Source organism: Phaeodactylibacter luteus, assembly GCF_007993045.1.
GTDB classification, from domain to species: Bacteria; Bacteroidota; Bacteroidia; order Chitinophagales; family Saprospiraceae; genus Phaeodactylibacter; species Phaeodactylibacter luteus.
The window spans coordinates 53,504-76,847 of the sequence record NZ_VOOR01000011.1; the positions used below are offsets into that span (position 1 = coordinate 53,504).

Here is a 23,344-nt window from a genome sequence, read left to right on the forward strand (position 1 = left end):
CAGCGTTTTATCCGGCCCAGCCTTCGCGGTCCAGGCTACGGAAGTGGATGGCTTCCGCCAAATGCTCAATCTCTATGCCCTCACTGCCGTGCAAGTCTGCAGCTGTGCGGGCCACTTTGAGTATGCGGTCATATGCCCGGGCAGAAAGCTGCAGTTTTTCCATAGCTTTCTTAACCAGCATTCGGCCAGGCTGCCCAATATTACAAAACTCGCGGACCATCCGGCTTGGCATTTGGGCGTTGGAGTTGATAGTGGGATGATCCTTGAAGCGCTCAGCCTGGATTTCCCTAGCCCGCAATACCCGCGCTGCGATCTCTGCACTGCTCTCGGAAGGCAAGCCCGTGCTCGAAAGCTCATCGTAAGAAACGGGGGTCACTTCCACGTGCAAGTCTATGCGGTCGAGCAGTGGGCCTGAGATTTTGTTCAGGTAACGGTTGATCTGCGCCGGGCCGCACACACACTCCTTCTCCGGATGGTTGTAAAAGCCGCAGGGGCAGGGGTTCATGGAGGCAACAAGCATGAAATTGGCAGGGTAGTCAACCGTGCTCCTGGCCCTTGAGATGGTCACTTTCCTTTCTTCCATAGGCTGCCGCAGCACCTCTAGTACCGTACGCTTGAACTCTGGCAGCTCGTCCAGGAAAAGCACGCCGTGGTGAGCCAGCGAGATTTCGCCAGGCATGGGGTTGCTGCCGCCGCCCACCAATGCTACATCGCTTATGGTATGGTGGGGGGAACGGAAGGGGCGGTTGGCGATCAGGGCGGAGTCTGGCGGGAGCACCCCTGCCACCGAATGGATTTTGGTGGTCTCCAGTGCTTCGTGAAGATTGAGAGGAGGGAGGATGGTCGGCATCCGCCGCGCCAGCATGGTTTTGCCCGCCCCCGGTGGCCCGATAAGGATGACATTATGCCCGCCTGCAGCAGCGATCTCCAAAGACCGCTTGATGTTCTGCTGCCCCTTCACGTCCGAAAAATCCACATCGAAGACGTGCTGCTGCTCGAAAAATTCGTCCCGGGTCAGCACCATTTTAGGGTCCATTTTCAGGTCTCCATTGAGCAAATCCACCGCTTCTTTGATGGAAGCTACGCCGTAGACATCAATATCGTTGACGATAGCGGCTTCGCGGGCGTTTTGTTTGGGCAGTATAAAGCGGGTGTACCCTTCGCGCCGCGCCTGAATAGCAATGGGCAGTGCCCCCCTGATAGGGCGCAGACTGCCATCGAGCGAAAGCTCGCCCATGAGCACGGTAGTCTCCAGCCCATCAGGAGAGATCTGTTCGGATGCAGCGAGCACCCCGACCGCGATTGGCAAATCGTAGGCGGAACCCTCCTTTCTTATATCTGCCGGGGCCATATTGACCACCGTCTTGATCCGCATCATACGGTAGCCGATATTCTGTACTGCTGCTTCAATGCGGGAGAACCCTTCCCGGACGGCGTTGTCCGGCAAGCCTACCAGATGGTAAAAGTTTTTGTCGGTAGCAACTTTACCGCCTACATTGACTTCTATGGTGATGGTCTGGGAATCGACGCCCTGAACAGCGCCGGCATACGTCTTTACGAGCATGGGCATTTCGTTTTTTGGGTAGTGGTGTGTACGCTGTGCCAATGCCTGTAAGGGGCATGGGCTCAGCAATGCTGTGCCCAATTTAATCATTTTTGAGAAAGTGGCGGAGGTGCTATTCCTGTGCTTTATGCCGCCTGCGCTTTTGAAACCGGCGGGAGAAGCGCTCCAACCGGGATTGCTGCTCCTCGGTGAGCAAATGGCTCACCTCAGCCGTGAGGCTGTCCATTAGTGAGCGGCGCTCTTGGTTGAATGCGGAATAGAGCCCGTCCATTTCCTGCCCATAGCGGCCCACGGTCCCAGAAAGTTGTTCGAATTGCTCGGGGGTGGCGCCTATATGCTCAAAAAAGTGATCTGCAAACCCACGGGCTTTGCGCAGCTCTGCTACCCGCTGCATTTTTTGCCGGACAATACCCCGGTGGGCCACCCATCCCGCTGCAAAGCCGGCAAGCAGGAGCAAAAGGGCGAACATCAACAAGTGCAATTTGCGCATTCTCATTTGAAGGGGTTCCAAGAGGTTTCTAATAGTGTGACGGCATCTTCAGGCTGTAGCCCCGACGTGCCCAGCCAGGCCTCTGCAGCCAGGCTTCCCGAAGAGTAGTAGATGCTAAGCCCGGCCATGACGAACACAATAGCTGCAGCGGCGGCAGCCTGCCAGAGCCATTGCTGCCCCCTGCTAAAAATACGTGCTTCCACCTGTTCGGCAAAGCCATCAGCAGGAAGGGCAACGGGCTGTTGCCGGAGCAGCGCCCTGAGCTTCCTGATCCGCTCCTGCTCTTCTTGCAGCCCGGCAGACGCTGCCAGCGCCCTATTGAGCAAGCGTGCTTCCTCCTCGTTGAGCAAGCCTTCCTCCTGCTTGCAGAGCAAACCGAACCATTCTCTTTTATTCATAACCATAGGGTTAGCCGTTGTACCATTTTCTGTTGCGCCCGGGCCAGGCGGGACGCTACGGTCCCTTCTGGGATGCCCAGCATCTCCGCTGTTTCCTTTACCGGGTAGCCTTCCACCAAGCGCAGGACCACTACCGCTCTGGCATCTGGGCTGAGCTCCAGCAATGCCTGCTGCAGGGCGTCAGCCAGGCCCTCCGGGGGGGTGTCAGCTGCGGTATCCGCTACAGCCGGGCCCAGCCAAGTTATCCAACGCTGCCGTCTTTGTTTGCGTTTCAGCTCATTCAGGCAGAGGTTGACCGCAATGCGGTGCAGGTAAGTGCCCAGCGACGCTTCGCCACGGAACTGCCCCAGGGACTCAAAGAGCCTTACAAATACCTCCTGTGCCATATCTTCTGCTTCAGGGCCTTCGCCCAACATCCGGGCTGTCACGCCCAATACGGGTGCCATGAAATGCTCTACTAGCAGGCGGAATGCACGCTCATCACCCTTGCGGGCCTGTTCGATATATGAGGTTAGGTCAGCTTCCAATCGTGGGCCAGGGTGATGCTCTAAAATGCGGTTTCCTCCTCTTAGACGGCGTACGGAGGCTATTTTTTCCATTCCGGCCCGATTATTTTTGCTGCCCGTATGGCTTCCAGGAAAGAAGAAGGGGTATCGGCGCCAGCCTCCAGCCCCAGTACGCGTGCAGCTTGCCGGTATAAGGCAGCCGGCCCGCTGCCCGCCTCTCGCCAGGCCCGCAGCGACCCCGCCCCTTTGCTTTTTGACAGCTTATGCCCCTGCTCATCGGTAATCAGGGGGTGATGCCAAAACCAAGCCTCCTGAAATGCCCGCAGCCCTAACAGGCCCGCAAGGTAGTGTTGCGAGAGGGTAGAGCCCCACAGGTCTTCCCCTCTCACCACGAAGTTGATGTGGAAACGCAGGTCGTCTACTAGAGAAGCCAGCTGATAGGCAGGCGCCCCGTTCTTTTGACGGACGACGAAAGCATCGATCGTTTCCAAGTGCTGTTCAGAAGGCCCTTCGGGCCATAGCGCTAAAGTAATGGACTGCCCGGGGGCAGGGGCAGCCACCCGCCAAGCGGTTTGCCCGCCCTCAAACGGCAGCCCTTTGCCCGAGCAGGTGCCCGGGTATTGCCCATCGGAAGCCATTTCACGGACCTGCCGCCGGCTGCAGGTACAGGCAAAAAGAGTGCCCTGCCCCTTCAGTTTGCTCAGATAGCTGTGGTATTCCTCCATACGGGTATGCTGCGACCAGCTCCTGAAGAAATCCTCCACACCTGTCGGGCCTTCGTCGTAATCCAGCCCCAGCCACTCTAAGGTTTCGAAGATGTCCGCGACATAAGCTTCCCGGGTACGGGCCTTGTCGAGATCGTCGATCCGCAGTAAGACCCGGCCGCCTGCGGCCCGCGCGAGCCCCCAAGTGAGGATAAAGGAAAGCCCGTTGCCCGGGTGAAGCAGGCCACTTGGAGTAGGGGCTATCCGGGTACGGAGGCCAGAAGGGTTTGTCATGATTTTCCGATTTTTCAACGTAAGCTTAGGTACAGCAACAGGCTATCGGCTACCGCTTTTGCCTGAGCCTTTCGATGGCTTTCAGTATTGGCGCACGGTTTTCCCGGGCAAGCATCCATTTGGGAAGGCGGCTTCCCAAGCTGCGGTTGGCAGGCTCCTGCCCATTGCGCTCCCTGAGGCTGGCAAAGATATGGGCTTCTAAAAAATCAAGGTGTGTATGATGGTAAGCCCATAACAGCTGCCCGTTCACTTGTGCCTGCAGCCATAGCGGAAGGTGGAAATAGGGGTCTATGCCACCGCCCATCATGTATACCCTGCCCGTTACCGGCCCTTTTGCAGAACAGTACAATACAGGCGCGGGCATTTCTTCTAGGGTTTTGTTGTAGCCGCAATGCGTACAGACCGCTCTGCGGCTGGCCTCCCCAGCAATAGCGCCCAATGCCTTTACCCGGCCCATCGCCTTGCACCGTGGGCACACAATCAAAACATCCTCTTGGAGGAAATCGTGGAGGTACAGCTGATAACCGTTGTTGGTGCGCTCTGCCATGGCATGCTCAGTTTTCTGCCCGCCCCTCATCTATCGGGCTGGGGTGTAAAAGATCGTACAATTGATCATGGTAAGCTGCGAAATCCGGCAAATTATTGTGCCCCCCGCCCGTAATTGGGATCAATGTGGCCTGCTCGGACTGCTTAGCCAGCAGCTTTCCCTGACGAAAGGGGATAAGGCGGTCATGGGTGCCGTGCAAGATGAATATTGGGCAGGACACCTTGCGCAGGAACTGATCGGTACGGATTTGATAGCGCAGTATCCACTTCAGGGGAAGCCAAAAGCCATACTGACGGACTTGGTAAAAAAAGGAGAAGTAGGGGGAATCCAAGATCAGCATCCTTGGGCGGTTCCAAGAGGCTATGCGGGCTGCTATGCCACTGCCCAAGGAACGCCCGTACACTACGATATCCTCTTCCGGGTAACGGTCCGACAGCCATCTGTATACCGTCTGCGCGTCGTTGTAGAGGGTGGCTTCGGTGCGCCGGCCAGCGCTTTTCCCAAACCCGCGGTAGTCGGTCATAAAGAAATCATACCCCTTGCCCACGAAATCTTTTGCGAATTTCCCCCAACCTTTCACGCTCCGGGAGTTGCCTTTCAGGTAGTACACGACCCCTTTGGCATTTGGGACACGGAAGTACAGCCCGTTGATGTAGCCACCGTCTTCCATATCGAAATGGACTTCCTCAAAGGGGAAAGGGAATTGGTACTCAAAGTGCCCCGGGAGGATCTCCGGGCGGAAAAAGAAGAGGTCTTGGAGCAGGTAAAACAGTACAGAGAGCAACAAGTACCCCAACGCAAAGCCGATAAATAGGTTAGCCGCCCATTCCATAGCCTATCGTTTGTGGGCAAAAAGCCATTCCAATAGCTGAGGCTCAGCGAAAGCAGCCTCCCAACTATTGTGCCCTACCCCGGGATACGCTGTATACCTGACCTGCCCGCCCGCCTGCTGCAAGGCTTTGTACATTTCGCGTGACATTTCCACTGGCACAACGGCATCTGCCTCCCCATGGAAAATCCAAAGGGGCGTATGAGGTGCATACAAGGGGGCCAGCAAGGGGTTGCTCCCGCCGCAAATTGCAAAGGCAGCGGCGAAGGTATCCGGCCAGCGGGCCAGGAGGTCGAAGGCGCCAAACGCGCCCATAGAAAGCCCTCCCAGGTACATCCTTGCGGTGTCAACCCGGTAGGTATCCTGCAAGCTCTTTACCAGCTGCATCACCCGCCCCATATCCTCAGCCGGTTTTTTGTAGAATGGCAGCCGCCAAGCCCCCCCTCTTCCTTCTACTGCTACCCAATAACCATCAGCCCTGCACTGTGGGAACACCACAATTGCGGGGTAATTGCCCAGGCTGTCCAGGAAAAGCTGTGCGCCATGTACAAGCTGCGCCTCATTGTCAGCCCCCCGCTCCCCTGCGCCGTGCAGAAAAAGGGCCAAGGGGTAAAACTGCCCGCTTTTTTCGTACTTTGGCGGCAAAAGCAGGCGATAGGGCAGCTCCGCTCCGGCCTCATCTGTGAAAACGGATTTTGCGAAAGCGCTCAGCGGGGCATCCTGCCCCTGTGCGGCCAAGGGGAGCCACCACAACAGTAAGCCCCAAATGATGTTACGCATAATACCTGTTTAGTTTAAGCTGGAATATACAACAATCTCCTTCATCTTGATGCCCGGGCCCGCCCGGCCAATTTTTGCAGACATGCCCAGAACACCCCTAAAACGGCACCCACAGCTCATCCCTATTTCCAGAGGCCACCATCATGGCCTGGTGCTCGCACAATTATTGAGTGCTGATGTGCCCGATTATAAAGGGCTGCCCAACACGCTACAAGGCAAAGCGGTTTTTGCACGGCAGACTGCCGAACGCCATCTATTCCCCGGCTTTGAATGGATAGAAAAAGTGCTTGTGCCTGCCCTCCCTGAAGGGATAGAGCGGGAGCAGGTGATCCGGGAGCAAAAGGAGCTGTCCGAGCAGTTGGCCAACCTGCCGGAATGCCCATCTGAGGCTAGCCTCAATGAGCTTGGGGAAGCGCTAAAGCGCCATATCCGATATAAGGAGCGGTCTTGGTTTATGGCTGTTCAGGCCCGATTGGGCGAGGATGGGCTCCGCGCCCTCCCTTCCTTCCGTAGCGCAGAGGGGTAAAAGCTTAGTGAGGGCCGCTCCCCCTTCGGGCTTTTCTTGCAAAATGGGGCAAAGGCGATGAAAGAGCGGCGCATAGCGGCAGCTAAACCAGACATACAAAGGGGGGGAGCAAACCCCAATGCCAAGGGCACAAACCAGATTGTCGTTTTTTCCTGCCCCTTCCGCAAGGATAGGGGCCTGCCCCTGCCCGGTGGCAGGTGCCGCTATGCTCCGGGGCTCGCTATCCGCTCGGCCCTGTCGGGCTTCCACCCCTTCGCAGCGCTAGGCCGATGCCAGGCTAAAGCCCGAAAAGGACAAACGCCTGCGACATTTTGGCTCACCCCCAATGCCAATACCTAACGCTTGCGCTCCGTCACAAAGGTCACCAAGTCTTCCAGCGATTGCCGGGACTCGCTCTGAGGGAACTCCCGGAGCAGCTCGAAGGCCTCTGACCGGTAGCGCGCCATTGCTTTTTCGGCGTAAGCCAGCCCTCCGCTGTTGCGCACAAAATCTACCACCTCCCTTACCTTTTCTGGCTGATCGCTATACTTTTTGATGGTCCGGATGATGTGGCGGCGCTCCTTAACAGGTGCCTTTTCGAGAGCGTAGATCAGCGGCAAGGTCATTTTTTTCTCTTTGATGTCGATGCCAAGCGGCTTTCCGACATCATCGGTGCCATAGTCGAAGAGGTCGTCCCGGATTTGGAAAGCGATGCCGATTTTCTCCCCGAACAGCCGCATGCGCTCGATGAGCTCTTCGTCTTTGGTAGAAGAGGCAGCCCCTGCGCTGCAGGCCGATGCGATAAGGGAGGCTGTCTTTTGGCGGATAATTTCGTAGTACACCGGTTCCTCGATATCGAGCCGGCGGGCTTTTTCAATTTGCAGGAGCTCCCCTTCGCTCATAGCTTTTACGGCATCGGAAACAATTTCCAACAAGCGGTACTGTTTGCTGCGCAAAGCCAGGAGCATACCCTGCGAAAAGAGGTAGTCGCCTACGAGCACGGCGATTTTATTTTTCCATAACGCATTGATAGAAAAGAACCCCCGGCGCTCGAAGGAGTCGTCTACCACATCATCGTGCACCAAGGTAGCCGTATGCAGGAGCTCCACTAAGGAAGCGGCAGTATAGGTGGCATCCCCTACACCGCCACAGAGCTTGGCGGAAAGGAAGACAAACATCGGGCGCACCTGTTTCCCCTTGCGCCGTACAATGTAGTAGGTGATTTTATCGAGCAGAGAGACGGGGCTGCGCATGGCTTCCCGAAAACGGCCTTCAAAAACTTTCAGTTCCTCCGCAATGGGCGATTTTATGGAGTCTAATGACTTGACCATAGTGGTGATTTAGTTGGCACAAAGCTACTAAACAGCCTGCTGCCGGAAAAGCTTAGCCGATAGGGGGAAATCGGCAAAACAAACTTTCGGCTTCTGCACGGTGTTACTGGCCTTTCAGGATAAAAATCCGTTTGAGCAGCTGCCCATTGCGTTTAATGACGAGGAGGTATTCCCCATCTGAGACGCCGCTAAGGTCTAGCCTTTTTTCGGCCGGCCCGCCGGGCTCATTGTCCAAGGCGACACGGGTCACCATCTGCCATTCCCGGTTGATGAGCTGCAGGCTCACATCGCCACGGGCGGGCATTTCGTAGGAGATCACCACCCCTCCGGTTTCGTCGGTCACAGCTTTAGGGAAGACGGTCCAGTCGTTTTTATCTACCGGCTTGGAAGGCGGCTTAGGCTTAGGCTCCGAAGGGGCAGCAGCATCAGGAGGAGAAGGAGCGCTCTCGGCGGCCTCCTGTTCCCGGGCGGCCAGGCGCTGCCCGGCCAGTGGGTCGGCAGGCGGGTCGGGGTGAAGGATAGCCAGGACATCGCCGGTAGGAGGCGCCCAAATGGTAAGCCCGATGGGGGGCTCAAAAATATTGTTGTGGCTCACTTCCGCAACGTACTGCGTATTGTCTGTCTTAATGGTGCGCACCTCAATCTTTTCCTGGCTTACAAATATCCACTTGAACTGATTGAAACTGCCGGTGGCGCGCGTCCATGATTTTGCATCATCCGCATCGCGCAAAGGGGCGCCCCAGCAGCCTTCGCCGATAAAGACGATGCCTTTTTCATCATCCCGGATGAAGCCCTCTTCGCTGCCCAGCCCTTTGAACGGCCGTACCGGGTAGGTCGTTTTTACCATATGTGCATCCGACTCCAGCACAAGGTCTACGCCGTGCTCATAGAGCAGGCCAGCCCAAGCTGCGTACAAGTCGTCCCGTTCGGGCTTGCGCCGGGTATGTGGCCGCATAGGCTGATGGTACTGCGCCATTTTCCAGCGCACATCGGGGTTCGCTTTTAGATCGCCCTCCAGCCATATTTGCTGCCGGCCGGCAGGGGCGATCAGGCTGTTAAGGGTATAAAGGCGGAAAAGGCCACCGCCAAAGGTAAGGGCAAAATAGACGTCCGGGCTTGGGCTATCGAAGAGCTCTGTGATGGAAGCATTCTCCCGCTCGTGGTTGCCGCGGGCCGCCACAACGGGGAACAATCGCCCATCGCTGCCGACCGTCTCCTGCCAGTCGTCCATCCAATCCCGCCAGTTCTGATCGGTGTCCCCCCCCGTCATATCGCCATCAAAGACAACGAAGTGGGGCCGGAGCTTACTGACCAGGCGGTTGGCCTCTACACGGGCATCCCTGTTATTGCGCGAATCGCCGCCAGCCACAATAGAGAGGCGCACGCCGGGGTCGTCCGGAGCCGTCTGAAAAGCGTACCTCCGGGAAGTGCCTTCATTGTCTTTGACGACAAAGTAGTATAGCGTATTGGGCGAAAGCCCGGTAAGGCGGACAAAGTGGTTTTTCATGCCCTTGGCCGTAGTGATACGGTCGGGCCGTTTGGCCATGCGGTAAGCTGTAGCCTGCTTGCCGAAGTCTACCTCATCGTAATGCAAGACAGGGTCATAGCCAGAGACTTGATCCCAGCCAATGACCATAGTGGTAGCAGGGTCGTCCCTCCACATTGCACGGAAGCGCACTGCCTCTGCCTGTACTACCGTAAATGCCCATGCCACTAGGCAACCTGTGATGATCCAATCTTGATAGCCCTTTCTCAACATCAATGTGGTGGTTTTCTCCGGGGGTAAGCCGTTTCAGTGGTTTATAACGAGGCGCAGGCTGGCAAAGTTATGCAGCAAGTGTTAGAAAACGTTAATCTCTGCTTTTCAGCGCCAAATGCACAAAAATAACGAACTTCCCGCTTTTGGCCAGGCAGGCCACCCTCAACATAGACTGTATGAAGACTGCCCTTCTGCTCTTTTTCGCCGCTTTCAGCCTCTGCGCCTGTGCACAGCACCGCACCTTAACCTATTACGAGAACGACTCGCTTTCGTTGCAGCTGGACCTTTTCCTTCCCGAAAAAACAACCGGCGCGGCTCCTGTGCCCCTCCTGCTTTTCGTCCACGGAGGCGGTTTTGCGACGGGCAGCCGGCAGTTCGGCCACCCGCTATGCAGCGCCTTGGCAACAGAAGGCATTGCTGCAGCTTCCATTTCCTACAGCCTATATATGAAGGATAAAAGCTTTAGCTGTGATGGGGTGCTCACCGAAAAGATACACGCCATCCGCCTCGCCGTCAGTCAGCTTTGGCAGGCGACAGCCTATTTGCTAGAGCATGGCCCTGCCTTGGGGATCGACACCAGCAAGGTTTTTATCGCTGGGAGCAGCGCGGGGGGGGAAACGGTCTTGCACGCCGCCTTTTGGGACCGGAGCCTGATGAGCCTTTACCCTGGCCGGCTGCCCGACGGCTTCCAATACCGGGGCCTCATCTCGGGTGCAGGCGCTATCATGGACCTCAACCTGATAAGGCCAGACAATGCCCTGCCTATGATGGTGTTTCACGGCAGCAACGATCCCGTAGTACCCTACGGTACAGCGGCGCACCACTTCTGCTCAACCGATGCTCCGGGTTGGCTCATGCTCTTTGGCTCCCGATCCATTTACGAACATGCCATAGCCCTTGGGCTATCGGTAGACCTGACCACCTTCTGTGGGGACGGGCACGAACGGGCAGGCGCGTTTTTCAACAGTGACCCCCAGCCCGTATTGCGTTTCCTGCAGGCTGTCCTTGCAGGAGATGTTTTCCAACACCACCGCATCGAAGGCAAGGGCGAAGGCGCAAGCTTGCCCTGTGGCAGCCCTATTCGGCCATAATGCATTCAAAACCATCGCCTGCGCTCTTGACAGATTTCATTCTTAACCTGAAAGGGGCTAACTTTGCGTACCGTATCCATCTATTTTCCTTCTCCAAACGGCTTTAAACCATGATGAAAGATAAGCTGGTTTTCGACCTCATCCAAAAAGAGCTAGACCGTCAGCAGCACGGCATTGAGCTCATTGCTTCAGAAAACTTTACCAGCCCGCAGGTGATGCAGGCGGCAGGCAGTGTCCTGACCAACAAATATGCTGAAGGCTACCCGGGCAAACGCTACTACGGGGGCTGTGAGGTAGTAGACCAAGTTGAGCAGCTGGCCATAGACCGGCTCAAATCGCTCTTCGGCGCCGCTTACGCTAATGTGCAGCCTCATTCCGGCGCACAGGCCAATGCTGCTGTTTTCCTAGCCGTACTGAAACCCGGTGATGCTATCCTTGGCTTTGACCTTGCCCACGGCGGCCACCTGTCACACGGCTCTCCGGTCAACTTTTCAGGCAAAGTATACCAGCCCCACTTTTACGGAGTAGAGGAAGATACTGGCCTTATCGACATGGACAAAGTGGAGGCCAAGGCTTTGGCCGTCAAGCCCAAGCTGATCATATGTGGGGCTTCTGCCTACTCCCGCGATTGGGATTATGCCCGCTTCCGGGCCATTGCCGATCAGGTCGGTGCCCTATTGTTAGCAGATATTGCCCACCCTGCAGGGCTTATCGCTGCCGGCCACCTCAATGACCCCATGCAGCACTGCCACATCGTAACCTCCACTACGCACAAGACCCTGCGCGGGCCACGCGGCGGCATTATTATGATGGGCAACGACTTTGAGAACCCTTGGGGGCGGAAAACCAAAAAAGGGAACCCCATCAAGATGTCTGCTATACTCAACAGCGGGGTTTTCCCAGGCATGCAGGGCGGCCCGCTAGAGCACATCATCGCAGCCAAGGCTGTCGCCTTTGGGGAAGCGCTGCAGCCTGGCTTCAAGTCCTACACCGCTCAAGTGATCCAAAATGCACAAGCCATGGCCAAAGCCTTTGTTGACAAGGGCTACAAACTGATTTCTGGCGGTACAGACAACCACCTGATGCTGCTTGACCTGCGCTCAAAGGGCGTGACCGGCAAAGCCGCTGAAAAGGCCCTCGGCCTAGCCGATATAACCGTCAACAAAAATATGGTGCCTTTCGATACAGAGACGCCTTTTGTCACCTCCGGTATCCGGGTTGGCACTGCTGCCGTCACTACCCGAGGGCTGAAGGAGCACGACTGCCTGCAGATTGTAGAATGGATCGATGCCGCCCTATCGCAGCCGGAGAACGAGGCCTTCCTGAGCGATATCCGAAAGGAGGTAAACACGCACATGGCGCAGTTCCCGCTTTACGAGGAAGCTGGAGCAGCGGTCTAGCCCTTCATTGCACTCGTTGTAACTTTAAAAGCAGCCCGGGCTTTGTCAAAGCCTGGGCTGCTTGTGTTTGTGCCTGTGCCACTGCCTTGACTTTTAGCCTCCAAACGAGCGTGCGCCTGGCTGCTACCCTGCCCCCTACATTGGCCTAAAGCCTTTAGCCACTCCAACTGGGCGTGAATCAAAATGTCGCAGGCATTTATACTTCCCAGGCTTTAGCTTGGCGTTGGCCTAGCGCTGCGAAGGGGTGGCAAGCCCGGCAGGGCCGAGCGGACAGCGAGCCCCGTAGCATAGCGGCACCTGCCCTTTGGCAGGGGCAGGCCCCCATCCTTGCAGTAGGGGCAGGCCCAAAAAGACAATCTGGTTTGTGCCCGGCTCCCCCTTGCCTTTGGCACGCTGTGAACGAGCATAATTTGGCGGCAGCCAAAGCCGAGCGCAAAAAACAACCGCCTCCACACGCACAAAAACAACAGCACGAAACACCATATCCCCAAACACCCCTACCGTGGCTCAGCCCCATATACAATCTTGCACATTTTGGCAATATGCAAGATTAAGCCACTTTTATTGCCCCTTTTCCACTCTTCCTCCCCAAGTGCCCAAATCGGACCTAAGTCAAGGGCATCAAAATCCACTTTTTACAAGTTATAATTCTATAAATAATATTATTTCAAAATTTAAATTCAAAAATCAGCTATTCTAGATATAAAAAACAAAGTCAAATGCCGCCCCCTTATCCCTCTTCCCTTTACAAAATCATGTATCAATCCATTTTTATTTTGCAATAATTTGCAGTTTTATGTGCAAAATACTGCAAATTAAATATCTTACTTCTTTAAAAAGCCACAATACCCCACTTTTCAAGTGAGCATTGTGTTCATTTTTTTCCATACAATCAAAACAAAATGAAAAGACATGCGAATTTCAGGCATTGGATACTGCCAATGCTTTTGCTTCTAGGTGTTTCGGCGGCCATAGGGCAAACCCGTATTACAGGGACGGTAACAGATTCCGAAACCGGCGCACCGCTCATCGGGGCAACAGTAGAAAACGTAGGCACCAGCAATGGCACGGTCACCGACCTTGATGGCAAGTATGCCATCACTGCCGAATCAGGCACAGCCTTGCGGTTTTCCTATATTGGGTACTCCAGTGTGGAAAAAACCGTAGGGGCTGCGTCCGTTATAGATATCGCCCTGTCCTCGGATGGCGAGAACCTTGACGAAGTAGTCGTAACAGCTCTGGGTATCCGCAAGGAAAAGAAGGCGCTCACTTATGCCGTGCAGACCCTTCAATCTGAATCTATTGTAGAGTCTCAGCAGCCCAATATCGTGAACAGCCTTCAGGGCAAAGTAGCGGGGGTGATGATCAACAACTCCAGTGGGGCACCTGGCGCTGCTTCTGTCATCATGATCAGAGGAGGCACTTCGCTGAGCGGCAACAATCAGCCCCTCTTCGTGGTCGATGGCATCCCAATAGACAACAGTGCCCCTATTGGCGGAGGGATAGGGCTTAGCGCTCAAAACACCAATAATAGCAACCGGGGGATAGACATTAACCCGGAAGACATAGCGTCTTTGACGGTACTGAAGGGGCCTGCTGCTGCGGTGCTGTACGGCCTGCGCGCTTCAGAAGGCGCCATCATCATCACTACAAAAAAAGGCCAGGCAGGATCCTTCCGCATCAACTACAGCAATGCGTTCTCCTATGATGTCGTCAACAAGGTCCCTGAATTCCAGACGGCCTATAAGCAAGGTATAGATGGCAACTTCAACCCCGATGCACGAGGTTCATGGGGCCCGGCCTTTGGCCCCAACGAAACCATTTACGACAACCTTGGCAATTTCTTTCAGCCAGCGGTTACGCAGCGCCACGATATTTCCGCTTCTGGCGGAAGCGAACGCAGTACGTTCTATCTTTCTGCGAGCCGTTTTGACCAGAACGGCATTGTACCGAATACTAGCTTCGACAGGACCTCTTTCAGGCTATCTGCAGACAGCAAGATTGCCAAGAACCTCCGCGCAGGCGGTTCGGTCAACTATATCAACTCCCAAAACCAGTCTACCCTTGGCGGCTCAGGTATTGCGGAGACCAACATCATCGGTGCGACAGGCGGCGGTGGCGGTGGCACGATAAGGGGTTTGTACAACTGGCCATTAAATGACGATGCCCGCAATTACATCACTGAAGATGGCAAGCAGCGCACCCTGCTCGGCGTTGAAAATGATGCTTCTTTCGTAGACAACCCCTATTGGAGTGTATACAACAACCCTACGAACAGCAACGTCAACCGTGTCATTTCGACGGTCAGCCTGAGCTACGACCCTTTCTCCTTTCTCAACATCACTTACCGTGCAGGTACCGACTTTTACGATGAGAAGTTTACCTCTATCCGCAGTGCGGGCACTGTGATTGGAGGAGAGGAAAAAGGGGCTATCACAGAGGTAGACCGCTTCAATCAGATTACCACCTCGACGCTTGTCGTCACCGGCAAAAAATCCTTAGGCAGGCACATCAATACCAGCCTCGCTTTGGGGCACAACGTAGAATCGGCCCGCAGCACTTCTGCCAACTGGTATGGCCGGAACTTTATCGTGCCAACTTTTGCAAGCATCAACAATGTGCTTCAAAACGAAAGGGTGATCTCAGCAGGTGGTGCGCGCCGCAGGATTGTAGGCGCTTTTGCTGATTTCAATGCAGATTGGAAGTCCATTTTCTTCCTCAACATCCGCGCCCGCAACGACTGGTCTTCTACACTCCCTGTAGCCAACCGCTCCTTCTTTTACCCCTCTTTCAGTGGCGGGATCGTACTGACCGACCTGCTCAACGAGATAGGAGTGGCCAATGGTGAAAGCGACTTCATCCCCTATGCCAAGGTGCGCGCCTCTTGGACCCGGGTAGGCAAGGATGCGCCCCCGCACGTGCTCGGCAATACCTACTTTAACACTACCAACTCTTTTACCGCAGGCCCTAGAGGTTTTATTGCCAACGTGTACGCTTTCGGTGCACCTGCACTGCGCCCTGAGTTCACTAATGCATTCGAAGCCGGTGTCGATATCCGATTGTTCAAAGGCAAGATTGGCATCGATTTCACTTATTACAACATGAAATCTGACGATCAGATCCTTTTCACCCGCGTACCGCCTTCCGCTAGTTCTTTCATCTCCTATCTCAATGGCGGGAGGATAGACAACGAGGGCGTTGAGCTGATGGTCAATGCCAGGCCAGTAAAGCGGAGCAACTTCACCTGGAACATAGACCTCAACTTTTCCCGCAATACGTCTACTGTAGTAGAACTGCCCGGCACATTAGACCGGGTAGAGCAATCTGATGCTTCAGTCGATGGCTTTGTCGCCCAGGGAGCCGGTTTCCTTGGGCAGTCTTTGTTTGGCATCAACGGCGACGTATGGAAGCGCAATGAAGACGGGAAACTATTGCTCGACGATATGGGCTATCCACAGGTGAGCGCTATCAAAGAAGTGATTGGGGACAGAAACCCTGATTTTATTGTTGGCCTGACCAACTCGCTACGGTTTGGCAATTTCAACTTCTCCTTCCTTTGGGATTTCCGCATTGGAGGGGATATTTACAATGCTACCGAAAATGCACTAGTGCGCAATGGCTTAAGCACCAAAACGCTCGAACGCGGGTCTACTACCGTATTTGATGGCATCATCGAGTCAACCGGCGAGCCCAATACCCAGCAGGTGGTATTAGATCAGAACTACTACCAGACGATCCTGCGCGGCAACGGCCAGCTCTTTGTAGAAGACGGCAGCTGGTACCGCCTTAGGTATGCGACTTTATCTTACCGCATCCCCAAGCCATTGCTGGAGCGCATCAACGTTAAAGGGCTAGAAGTGTACGCTACCGGCAGAAACCTCATCCTCATCACCAATTATTCAGGCGTAGACCCCGAGGTAAGCTCAGGCGGGGCAGGCGTGCCTGGGACAGGCGCTATGGGCATGGACAACTTAGGCACCCCCTCGACCAAAGGCGCAGACTTTGGCCTTAGGCTGAGCTTTTAATGAATGACCAAACCAACTAAACTACTTTGAAATGAAACGGCTATCTATAATTGTTCTCACAGCATTCAGCCTACTGCTGAGTGCTTGCCAAGAATTTTTAGACATCAATGCTGACCCCAACAATCCGCAGGAAATCCCTCTGGAAAGCAGATTGATCGGGGCCATCACCATGACCAACGGAGCAGCGATGTGGAGAGGGGCCAGAGAGGTTTCCGCGGTGTGCCAGTATACCGCTTCTGGCAGCGAAGCCAGCTCTCCAGAAACCTGGCGCTTCACCTCCAGCTACTTTTTCTGGCAAAATGCTTACACTTGGGCCATCCCCAACTGTGTAGATATGGTTGTCATGGGCAAGGCTGAGGGATCGCCCCATTTTGCCGGGGCCGGCCGCACCCTGGAAGCACTGGTATTTGGCATGCTTTCGGATCAGCTTGGCGCAATCCCGGTAAGCGAAGCCTATGATGGCGTTACTACCGCCCGCCTGACCCCTGCTTTTGATTCTCAGGAAGAAGTATACGCACAGGTCATCGAAAAACTCGACGAAGCCATCGCGCTCTTTAATGAGCCGGATAATGCCAAAGGGCTAAACCTAGACAATGGCGACATCATGTATCAGGGGGATATCGACAAGTGGCGGCGCTTCGCTTATGCGCTAAAAGCGCGCTACCTCAACCACCTGAGCAAAAAGAGCATTTACGACCCTCAGGCTGTCTTGGAAGCTTGTAGCAATGCGTTCAATGCAGACGGCATGGATGCTGAATTCCCCTATCTGGATAATGGCACGGCTACCGAGGCCAACCCTTGGAGCGATAAAGGGTACGGGGGGTTCACCAGCGCAACTGCACCCCGATATTTCTCTTATAGCCAGTTTTTTGTAGACCTTATGAAAACGGCACCTGTCACCAACGACAGCTTGCTGGACCCCCGCATCGGGATCATCATGAACCCGGCCCCTTCTGATGGGGAATTCAGAGGGCTGATACCAGGGCAGGGCGTCCCCGGCGGCATAGAAGCCAATGGAGACAACTATGGCAGAGTTACGGGTGGTTTTTACAGCCAGCCCACTTCGCCATTCCCTTTCATAACTTACGCAGAAGTCAAGTTCATAGAAGCGGAAGCACGGCTCCGTTCTGGAGATAGTGGCGGAGCGCTCGCAGCCTATCAGGAAGGGGTAAGGGCCAATATGCGCAAATTGGGCGTAGCTGCAGCAGATATTGATGCCTACTGGAACACATTGGCAGACAATGGGGTACAGCAGCACTTCGGGGATCTTACCTCTGGGCTGAGCCACATCATGCGCCAAAAGTACATCGCACAAGTCTTCAACCCAGAGACTTGGGTAGATTTGAGGCGAATGGATTACAGCCAAGATATCTATGGCCCTTCCCTCAATAGGCCCACCAACCTGAACCCGCTCTTCTCTGAGGGCGAGTGGATCCGTGCCATGATCGTAGAAGGGAACGAAGAGGTGCGCAACGGAGCAAACGTTGGCGATAACACTCCTGCCTATCGGTTGAAGACGCCACTTTGGTGGGATACCCTTGATTAAGCGCAATTAGCATTTTGAGTTTTGTACAACAGCCCGGCTTCGATATGTTTTCGAAGCTGGGTTTTTCATCTATCATCACACAAGGCCTCAAATGGCATAAGTGAGCGGCTTGCAGTTATAGTTCTCTAGGGGCAAAAGTAGTATGGTGAACACCCCTTACCCCCATGGAAAAGTACTAAAGCCCCAATCCAATACACATCAACTTAGGCCCAAACCGCATTGCCTTTTTTCCAGCCTGCCCCTTCCGCAAGGGTGGGGCCTGCCCCTGCCCGATGGCAGGTGCCGCTATGCTACGGGGCTCGCTGTCCGCTCGGCCCTATCGGGCTTACACCCCTTCGCAGCGCTAGGCCAATGCCAGGCTAAAGCCCGGAAAGCATAACCCCCTTCGGCATTATTGCCCCCCCAACCACTTTTAGCTCGAAAGCTGCCTTTCAGCCTCTACAAAGCAGCCCTGGCCCGATAAAGGAAGCCCCTCTCCCTGCCTGCCTTTTGTCTCCAATTGAGCACTTAGGTATTATTTGAAATCAGCTAGGAACCAACCTAATGCCTAGCCGTTTAGATTTGAATTCAATATGATGCTATTAGGAATTGAATTGTAAACTCTCAAAACAAACCCCTAAAATGAAGTACTTTCATCTAGCTTTTCTGCTGGCCCTGCCCTTTGTGCTGCTGGCTCAGAACAGCTACAACGCTCCTGATTCTGGCGATTTGGTCATTGAAGACTGCAATGGCGTGCTCTACGACGCAGGTGGCCCTGACGGCCCCTACACTGAATCCAATGAAGCCTACATCACCATCAATGGCACCTCGGGCGAAGCCCTGGCGCTCACCTTCACCACATTTGACGTGGAAGACCAGTTTGACCAATTGGTCATATTCGATGGCCCGACCACCGACAGCCCTATAGCCGGGGTATTCTCGGGGCCTCAATTGCCCAATGGCGGCGCTCCGATCCTGCTATCTGGCAACACTTGCCTGGTGTTGTTCAGCAGCGATTTCAGCATCAATGGAGAAGGGTTTGCCATGAATTTTGATTGCATCGATTTTACAGAGCCCCCGACGGCTTCTGCTTCTGTGCCGGGGTTCACCTGCACAGGCACAGTGGCCTTCTCGGACGCCTCCTCCTTCTTCCCCACGAGCTGGGCTTGGGACTTTGGTGATGGCACAACGTCTACCGAGCAAAACCCGGTGCATACCTACACCACGCCCGGAGCTTACACCGTGCAGCTCGAAGTATGCAACGAAAACGGCTGCAATACATTCACCTCCGCTACCCCTTTGGTTTACGACCCGGAAAATATTGCCTGTGATAATGGAGTGGCTATGCCTTTCCAAGGCTCTGCTTCGACCACCCTTTGCAGCGGTGTCCTGTTCGACTCCGGCGGGATAGACGGCGACTACGCCGAAGGCAGCGCCGGGCAATTCCTGATCGAACCTCCTGCTGCCTCACAGATCACGGTTACTTTCTCCGCATTTGACCTCGGGAACGCCCCTTTCAACCATGACCAGCTAGAATTGTACAGTGTGCAAGATGGGGTTTATACCTCCATAGGTACTTTTACAGGCAACAGCCTGCCCAATAATGGGCAGCCCCTTTCCATCAATGCCCAAGCATTGGCCGTTTTCTTTTATTCAGACCACGAGGCCAACTTCCCTGGGTTTGAGATGATCTGGGATGCCAATGGCAGTACGCTGCCCCCCGAAGCTGATTTCTCCGTAAGTACAACAACAATCCCTTTCGGCACCGCTATCCAGTTTATGGACAATAGCACGGAAAATGCCGGTGCCTGGAATTGGGACTTTGGGGACGGGGCAACCTCCAGCCTGCAGAACCCCAGCCATACCTATACCCAGGCCGGTACTTACCAAGTCACGCTCACTGTAGCCAACTGCAGTGGCTCAGACACCAGCTTGCCTCTCGATATCACAGTAGAAGGCCCGCCCCTGCTTACCTACAATCCGGAAAGCTTTACCATCACCCTCGACGCCGGCACGGCTACCACAGCCCCACTTGAGCTCTGCAATACCGGGCAGGGGCCCCTAATTGCCGGCTTGAGCGCCCAAAGTGTGGAAAACCAATTGGGCTACCTCATAGAATTTACCACCTCAGCTGAAGGGGGAGGGTTTTCTTGGCAGCTATTGGACGAAGCGTTCAACGTCCTTGCTGAAAACAATGGGAGCTATTCGCCCAATACCGATTACACAGAAATCATTGGCGGGCTGGAAGAAGGCGGCACCTATTACTTTTTGATACAAGGCGTGCCTGAAGGCACTGCTGTGTTCGAACAGCTGTCCCTGACAGACTTGGGCACTGGGGAAGTCCTCTTCTCCGGCTTTTTTGAGTTCATCCCTGATCAGCTTTACATCCTCCCTGAGCCTGCATCGGGAAGCGATGGCGCGCCTACCTGGCTTTCCCTGAGCGGAAGCAGCCTTTCCGTTGAACCTACAGCATGTGATCAGGTACTCTTGGACATTGATGCCACCGACCTGGTGCAGGGTACCTACGAAGGCGTTATCCTTATCAACAGCAATGACCCCAACAACCCTGCCGCAGCCATACCTGTCACTTTGATTGTCAATGGCACCCCTGAGCTGAGCATTTCTGCCACTGACCTAGATTTTGGAGAGGTGCAGCTAGGCGCTGCTGCAACGCTGAGCCTCACCCTGGAAAATACAGGCACTGCACCAACTGAGGTCAGTGGGCTGCAGTCTGGCCTCAGCAGCTTCACTGTACAGGGTGAAGATGCCATCACGCTCGCCCCCTTTGAGGCCCGAGAAATCAATGTAGTCTTCACGCCTACCGATCTGGGGCCTGCCGCCACAACCCTCAACCTGGCCAACAACGCCGGGGGGGATGTCCAAATTGCGCTGACGGGTACCGGCATTGCCGCCCCTAGCCTCACCGTAAACCCCACTCAATTTAGCGTGGAGCTAATCGAAGGGCAGGATACTACCCTGAGCGTAACCGTAGGGAATATTGGTGAAGCCTCACTGGATTTCAACATCGCTAACACTTCAGGCGGTGCAGGGTTCCGCTTTGCCTTTACCACAGATTTCTGGGGAGAGGAGTTCTCTTGGAACTTGCTCGACGGCAACAGCAACATCGTACAAAGCTCAGCCGGAATCACTTATGAATCAAATACGGATTATGTTGTCATGCTCTCCGGGCTATCCGTAGAAGAAAGCTATACCCTACAGCTGCTTGACACCTGGGGCGATGGAGCTCTGCCCAATTATAGCATAACGGATGCGCTGACGGGGCAAACCATCGCGCAAGGGGCATTTACGGGAGATGTCTTTGAGGAGCTTGTGCCCTTAGGGAGCCCAGCGCTGTCCTTTGCCAGTATTTCGCCTCAGAGCGGCACCGTGCTGGTCAATGAAAACGCCCTCTTGTCTATTGAAATCGACGCTACAGGGCTGGCCACCGGCAGTTATGAACTGGCTTATACCCTGAACACCAACGACCCCCTACAGCCAACCGCTGACATTCAGGTAGACCTTTTTGTGATCGCACCGGTCACCGCAGGCATAACCGCGCCGGGGTTGGCCTGCGGCACCTTGCCCGTTCAGTTTACTGATGCCAGCACCAACACGCCTACGAGCTGGCTCTGGGACTTTGGAGATGGCAACACCTCCACGGAGCAAAACCCTGTGCATACTTACACAGCAAGCGGGCAGTATACGGTTACCCTCGAAGCCTGCAATGCCTTAGGCTGCAGCACTGCTATCCTTTCTACCCCACTAGCCGTTGACATCGACTGCTATGCGCAGAACATCCCCGAGCACGGCAACGAAGTAATCACAGTCTGCTCGGGCAACGTCTACGACTCCGGCGGCCCTACCGCCCCTTACCTCGAAGGCAGCTTTGGCAGCCTCACCATTGCCCCGCCGGGTGCCACTTCGGTCAGCATCACCTTCAGCGAGTTCAACTACGAAGAGCACGCCGACTTCCTGTACGTATTCGATGGGCCACCTAACTCCGGTATCCTTATCGGAACATTCACCGGCAATGAACTGCAAGGCGAAACGCTGACAGCAGCATCAGGCATACTGACGCTACAGGAATACACGGACCACTTTACCAACCTGAGCGGTTTTGTAGCGACCTTCAGTTGTTCAGCTACCCCCCCGCTTGCGCCCAAGCCCCAGTTTTCAGTAGCCAGCACAGCGCTTTGCGCCAACGAGCCTGTAGTATTTATAGATGAAAGCCTTGAGGCTCCTACTTCATGGTTTTGGGAATTTGGCGACGGCGGCACTTCCAATGAGCCCAGCCCCATTTACGCTTACGCGGAAAGCGGCACTTACAACGTAGCCCTTACCGTCTGCAATGAAGTAGGCTGCAATACCACCGTGCAGGAAATCACGCTGGCCATAGATGCCGAGTGTGTACTTGAGGATATGCCCACGAATGGCCAGCAGTTCATTGCTGCCTGCTTCGGAAGCCTTTACGATTCCGGCGGTGCAGAGGGCAATTATGCAGACAACAACATAGGCATAACGACCCTGATCAGCCCAGCAGGCAGCATCACCTTGGAGTTTGAGTCCTTCAATTTGGAAGACGGCTTTGATGGGCTGGCCATTTACGATGGCGCCACTACAGAAGCCCCTCTGCTTGGCTTCTTCACCGGCAATGAATTGCCAAGCCCCATTACCTCTACCGGCACCGCCATCACCATAGTAGAGAGTACGGATTTCACCATCAATGAGAGCGGTTTCAAGATCAACTACAGCTGCCAGGGCAGCTCTGCCAACCTCTCCGGTGCACAGATCACCGTAGCCAATGGCAAAATGTGCGACGGCATACGCGCTTTTGGCGTAAGCTCCACTGCTGATATTGAAAGCTGGAGCTGGGATTTTGGCTCCGGGCTGACCTCTTCCGAACCCAACCCGGAGCTCGTCCTGCCCCACAGCGGCATTTACCCCATTTCCGTCACCATCTGTACCACGGATGATTGCGAGACTTTGCAGACCGCTATTTACTCCAATAAGCTGACACCAGAAATCACGGCGCCGGATACGGTGGCTATCGGACAGCAGGTGCACCTGCATGGGCTGACTCCTGAAGCAACCCACTGGTATTGGGATTTTGGCAACGGGCTAACCTCCGACAGCCACGATCCGGTTACGAGCTATCAGCAAGCCGGTTGGCACGACATTCAGGTCCACCTCATCAATATGGACGTGCATGAGTCCTGCGACGCCAGCCATACCCACACCATTTTTGTGGACGAACAGCTGACAAGCAGCCAAGAAGCAGAGCTTCCTCAATTCACCGTGTTCCCTAACCCCACCACGGGCTTGCTCTATCTTGACGGGCTGGAGCACCTACAGGGGCAGTACGAGGCACGCCTACGCTCAGCTACCGGGCAGGTCATACGCACGGCAGCTGGAGCAGAAAGCATTTCGCTAGAGCGGCTGCCTTCAGGCATTTACCTACTGGAAATCATCAGCGGCCAGCAAGTATTGGCACGCAGTAAAGTGATACGGGAGTAACCCCCTTATTACCTCCTTTGACAAAGGCAGCACCTGCACAGAGGTGCTGCCTTTCTTTTTGCGCCCTATACCACCTATCCTC

General features: G+C 54.9%; 16 protein-coding genes. 6 read left to right on the forward strand and 10 right to left on the reverse strand.

The genetic code is table 11. The features are described from left to right. Window positions 1–7: 7 nt before the first annotated feature. The 8 genes from FRY97_RS07125 to FRY97_RS07160 all read right to left on the reverse strand — a co-directional run bounded on the left by FRY97_RS07125 (window position 8) and on the right by FRY97_RS07160 (window position 6,112). Window positions 8–1,564, reverse strand: coding sequence for a YifB family Mg chelatase-like AAA ATPase (locus FRY97_RS07125; RefSeq protein ID WP_147166757.1), 1,557 nt, complete (start codon window positions 1,562–1,564; stop codon window positions 8–10). A gap of 112 nt (window positions 1,565–1,676) precedes the next feature. Next, on the reverse strand, window positions 1,677–2,060 hold the full coding sequence (locus FRY97_RS07130) for a hypothetical protein (protein ID WP_147166758.1): 384 nt from the start codon (window positions 2,058–2,060) through the stop codon (window positions 1,677–1,679). Next, window positions 2,057–2,452, reverse strand: coding sequence for an anti-sigma factor (locus FRY97_RS07135; protein WP_147166759.1), 396 nt, complete (start codon window positions 2,450–2,452; stop codon window positions 2,057–2,059). The genes FRY97_RS07130 and FRY97_RS07135 overlap by 4 nt, the downstream gene beginning before the upstream one ends. Then, on the reverse strand, window positions 2,449–3,051 hold the full coding sequence (locus FRY97_RS07140; protein ID WP_147166760.1) for an RNA polymerase sigma factor: 603 nt from the start codon (window positions 3,049–3,051) through the stop codon (window positions 2,449–2,451). Before FRY97_RS07140 ends, FRY97_RS07135 begins: the two co-directional genes overlap by 4 nt. After that, entirely contained in the window at window positions 3,039–3,956 is a 918-nt protein-coding gene (locus tag FRY97_RS07145; RefSeq protein ID WP_147166761.1) for a glutamate--tRNA ligase family protein, read from the reverse strand. The genes FRY97_RS07140 and FRY97_RS07145 overlap by 13 nt, the downstream gene beginning before the upstream one ends. Window positions 3,957–4,005: 49 nt before the next feature. After that, window positions 4,006–4,503: a hypothetical protein gene (locus FRY97_RS07150; protein WP_147166762.1), complete on the reverse strand. Its 498-nt coding sequence runs from the start codon at window positions 4,501–4,503 to the stop codon at window positions 4,006–4,008. Window positions 4,504–4,510: 7 nt separating this feature from the next. Beyond that, window positions 4,511–5,335: an alpha/beta hydrolase gene (locus FRY97_RS07155; RefSeq protein WP_147166763.1), complete on the reverse strand. Its 825-nt coding sequence runs from the start codon at window positions 5,333–5,335 to the stop codon at window positions 4,511–4,513. Between the two features lie 3 nt (window positions 5,336–5,338). Then, complete coding sequence (locus tag FRY97_RS07160) at window positions 5,339–6,112, reverse strand: carboxylesterase family protein (protein WP_147166764.1); 774 nt, start codon at window positions 6,110–6,112, stop codon at window positions 5,339–5,341. A gap of 82 nt (window positions 6,113–6,194) precedes the next feature. Between FRY97_RS07160 and FRY97_RS07165 the strand changes: the two genes are divergently transcribed. Next, window positions 6,195–6,638: a hypothetical protein gene (locus FRY97_RS07165; protein ID WP_147166765.1), complete on the forward strand. Its 444-nt coding sequence runs from the start codon at window positions 6,195–6,197 to the stop codon at window positions 6,636–6,638. Window positions 6,639–6,973: 335 nt separating this feature from the next. On the opposite strand, the gene FRY97_RS07170 is transcribed toward FRY97_RS07165, so the two are convergent. Together FRY97_RS07170 and FRY97_RS07175 are read right to left on the reverse strand one after the other, a co-directional pair. Then, window positions 6,974–7,948, reverse strand: coding sequence for a polyprenyl synthetase family protein (locus FRY97_RS07170; RefSeq protein WP_147166766.1), 975 nt, complete (start codon window positions 7,946–7,948; stop codon window positions 6,974–6,976). A 103-nt stretch (window positions 7,949–8,051) separates the two neighbouring features. Continuing rightward, window positions 8,052–9,707, reverse strand: a complete 1,656-nt coding sequence (locus tag FRY97_RS07175; RefSeq protein WP_147166767.1) for a purple acid phosphatase family protein — start codon at window positions 9,705–9,707, stop codon at window positions 8,052–8,054. Between the two features lie 176 nt (window positions 9,708–9,883). Here FRY97_RS07175 and FRY97_RS07180 point away from each other — a divergent pair, with 176 nt between their 5' ends. From FRY97_RS07180 to FRY97_RS22940, 5 genes are all read left to right on the forward strand, one after another. Next, window positions 9,884–10,798, forward strand: a complete 915-nt coding sequence (locus tag FRY97_RS07180; protein ID WP_147166768.1) for an alpha/beta hydrolase — start codon at window positions 9,884–9,886, stop codon at window positions 10,796–10,798. Between the two features lie 110 nt (window positions 10,799–10,908). Beyond that, entirely contained in the window at window positions 10,909–12,198 is a 1,290-nt protein-coding gene (gene glyA, locus FRY97_RS07185) for a serine hydroxymethyltransferase (protein ID WP_147166769.1), read from the forward strand. Between the two features lie 902 nt (window positions 12,199–13,100). Further along, window positions 13,101–16,223: a SusC/RagA family TonB-linked outer membrane protein gene (locus tag FRY97_RS07190; protein WP_147166770.1), complete on the forward strand. Its 3,123-nt coding sequence runs from the start codon at window positions 13,101–13,103 to the stop codon at window positions 16,221–16,223. A 31-nt stretch (window positions 16,224–16,254) separates the two neighbouring features. After that, window positions 16,255–17,769, forward strand: a complete 1,515-nt coding sequence (locus FRY97_RS07195) for a SusD/RagB family nutrient-binding outer membrane lipoprotein (RefSeq protein ID WP_147166771.1) — start codon at window positions 16,255–16,257, stop codon at window positions 17,767–17,769. A gap of 621 nt (window positions 17,770–18,390) precedes the next feature. Then, on the forward strand, window positions 18,391–23,262 hold the full coding sequence (locus tag FRY97_RS22940; protein WP_211356825.1) for a PKD domain-containing protein: 4,872 nt from the start codon (window positions 18,391–18,393) through the stop codon (window positions 23,260–23,262). Window positions 23,263–23,344: the final 82 nt, after the last annotated feature.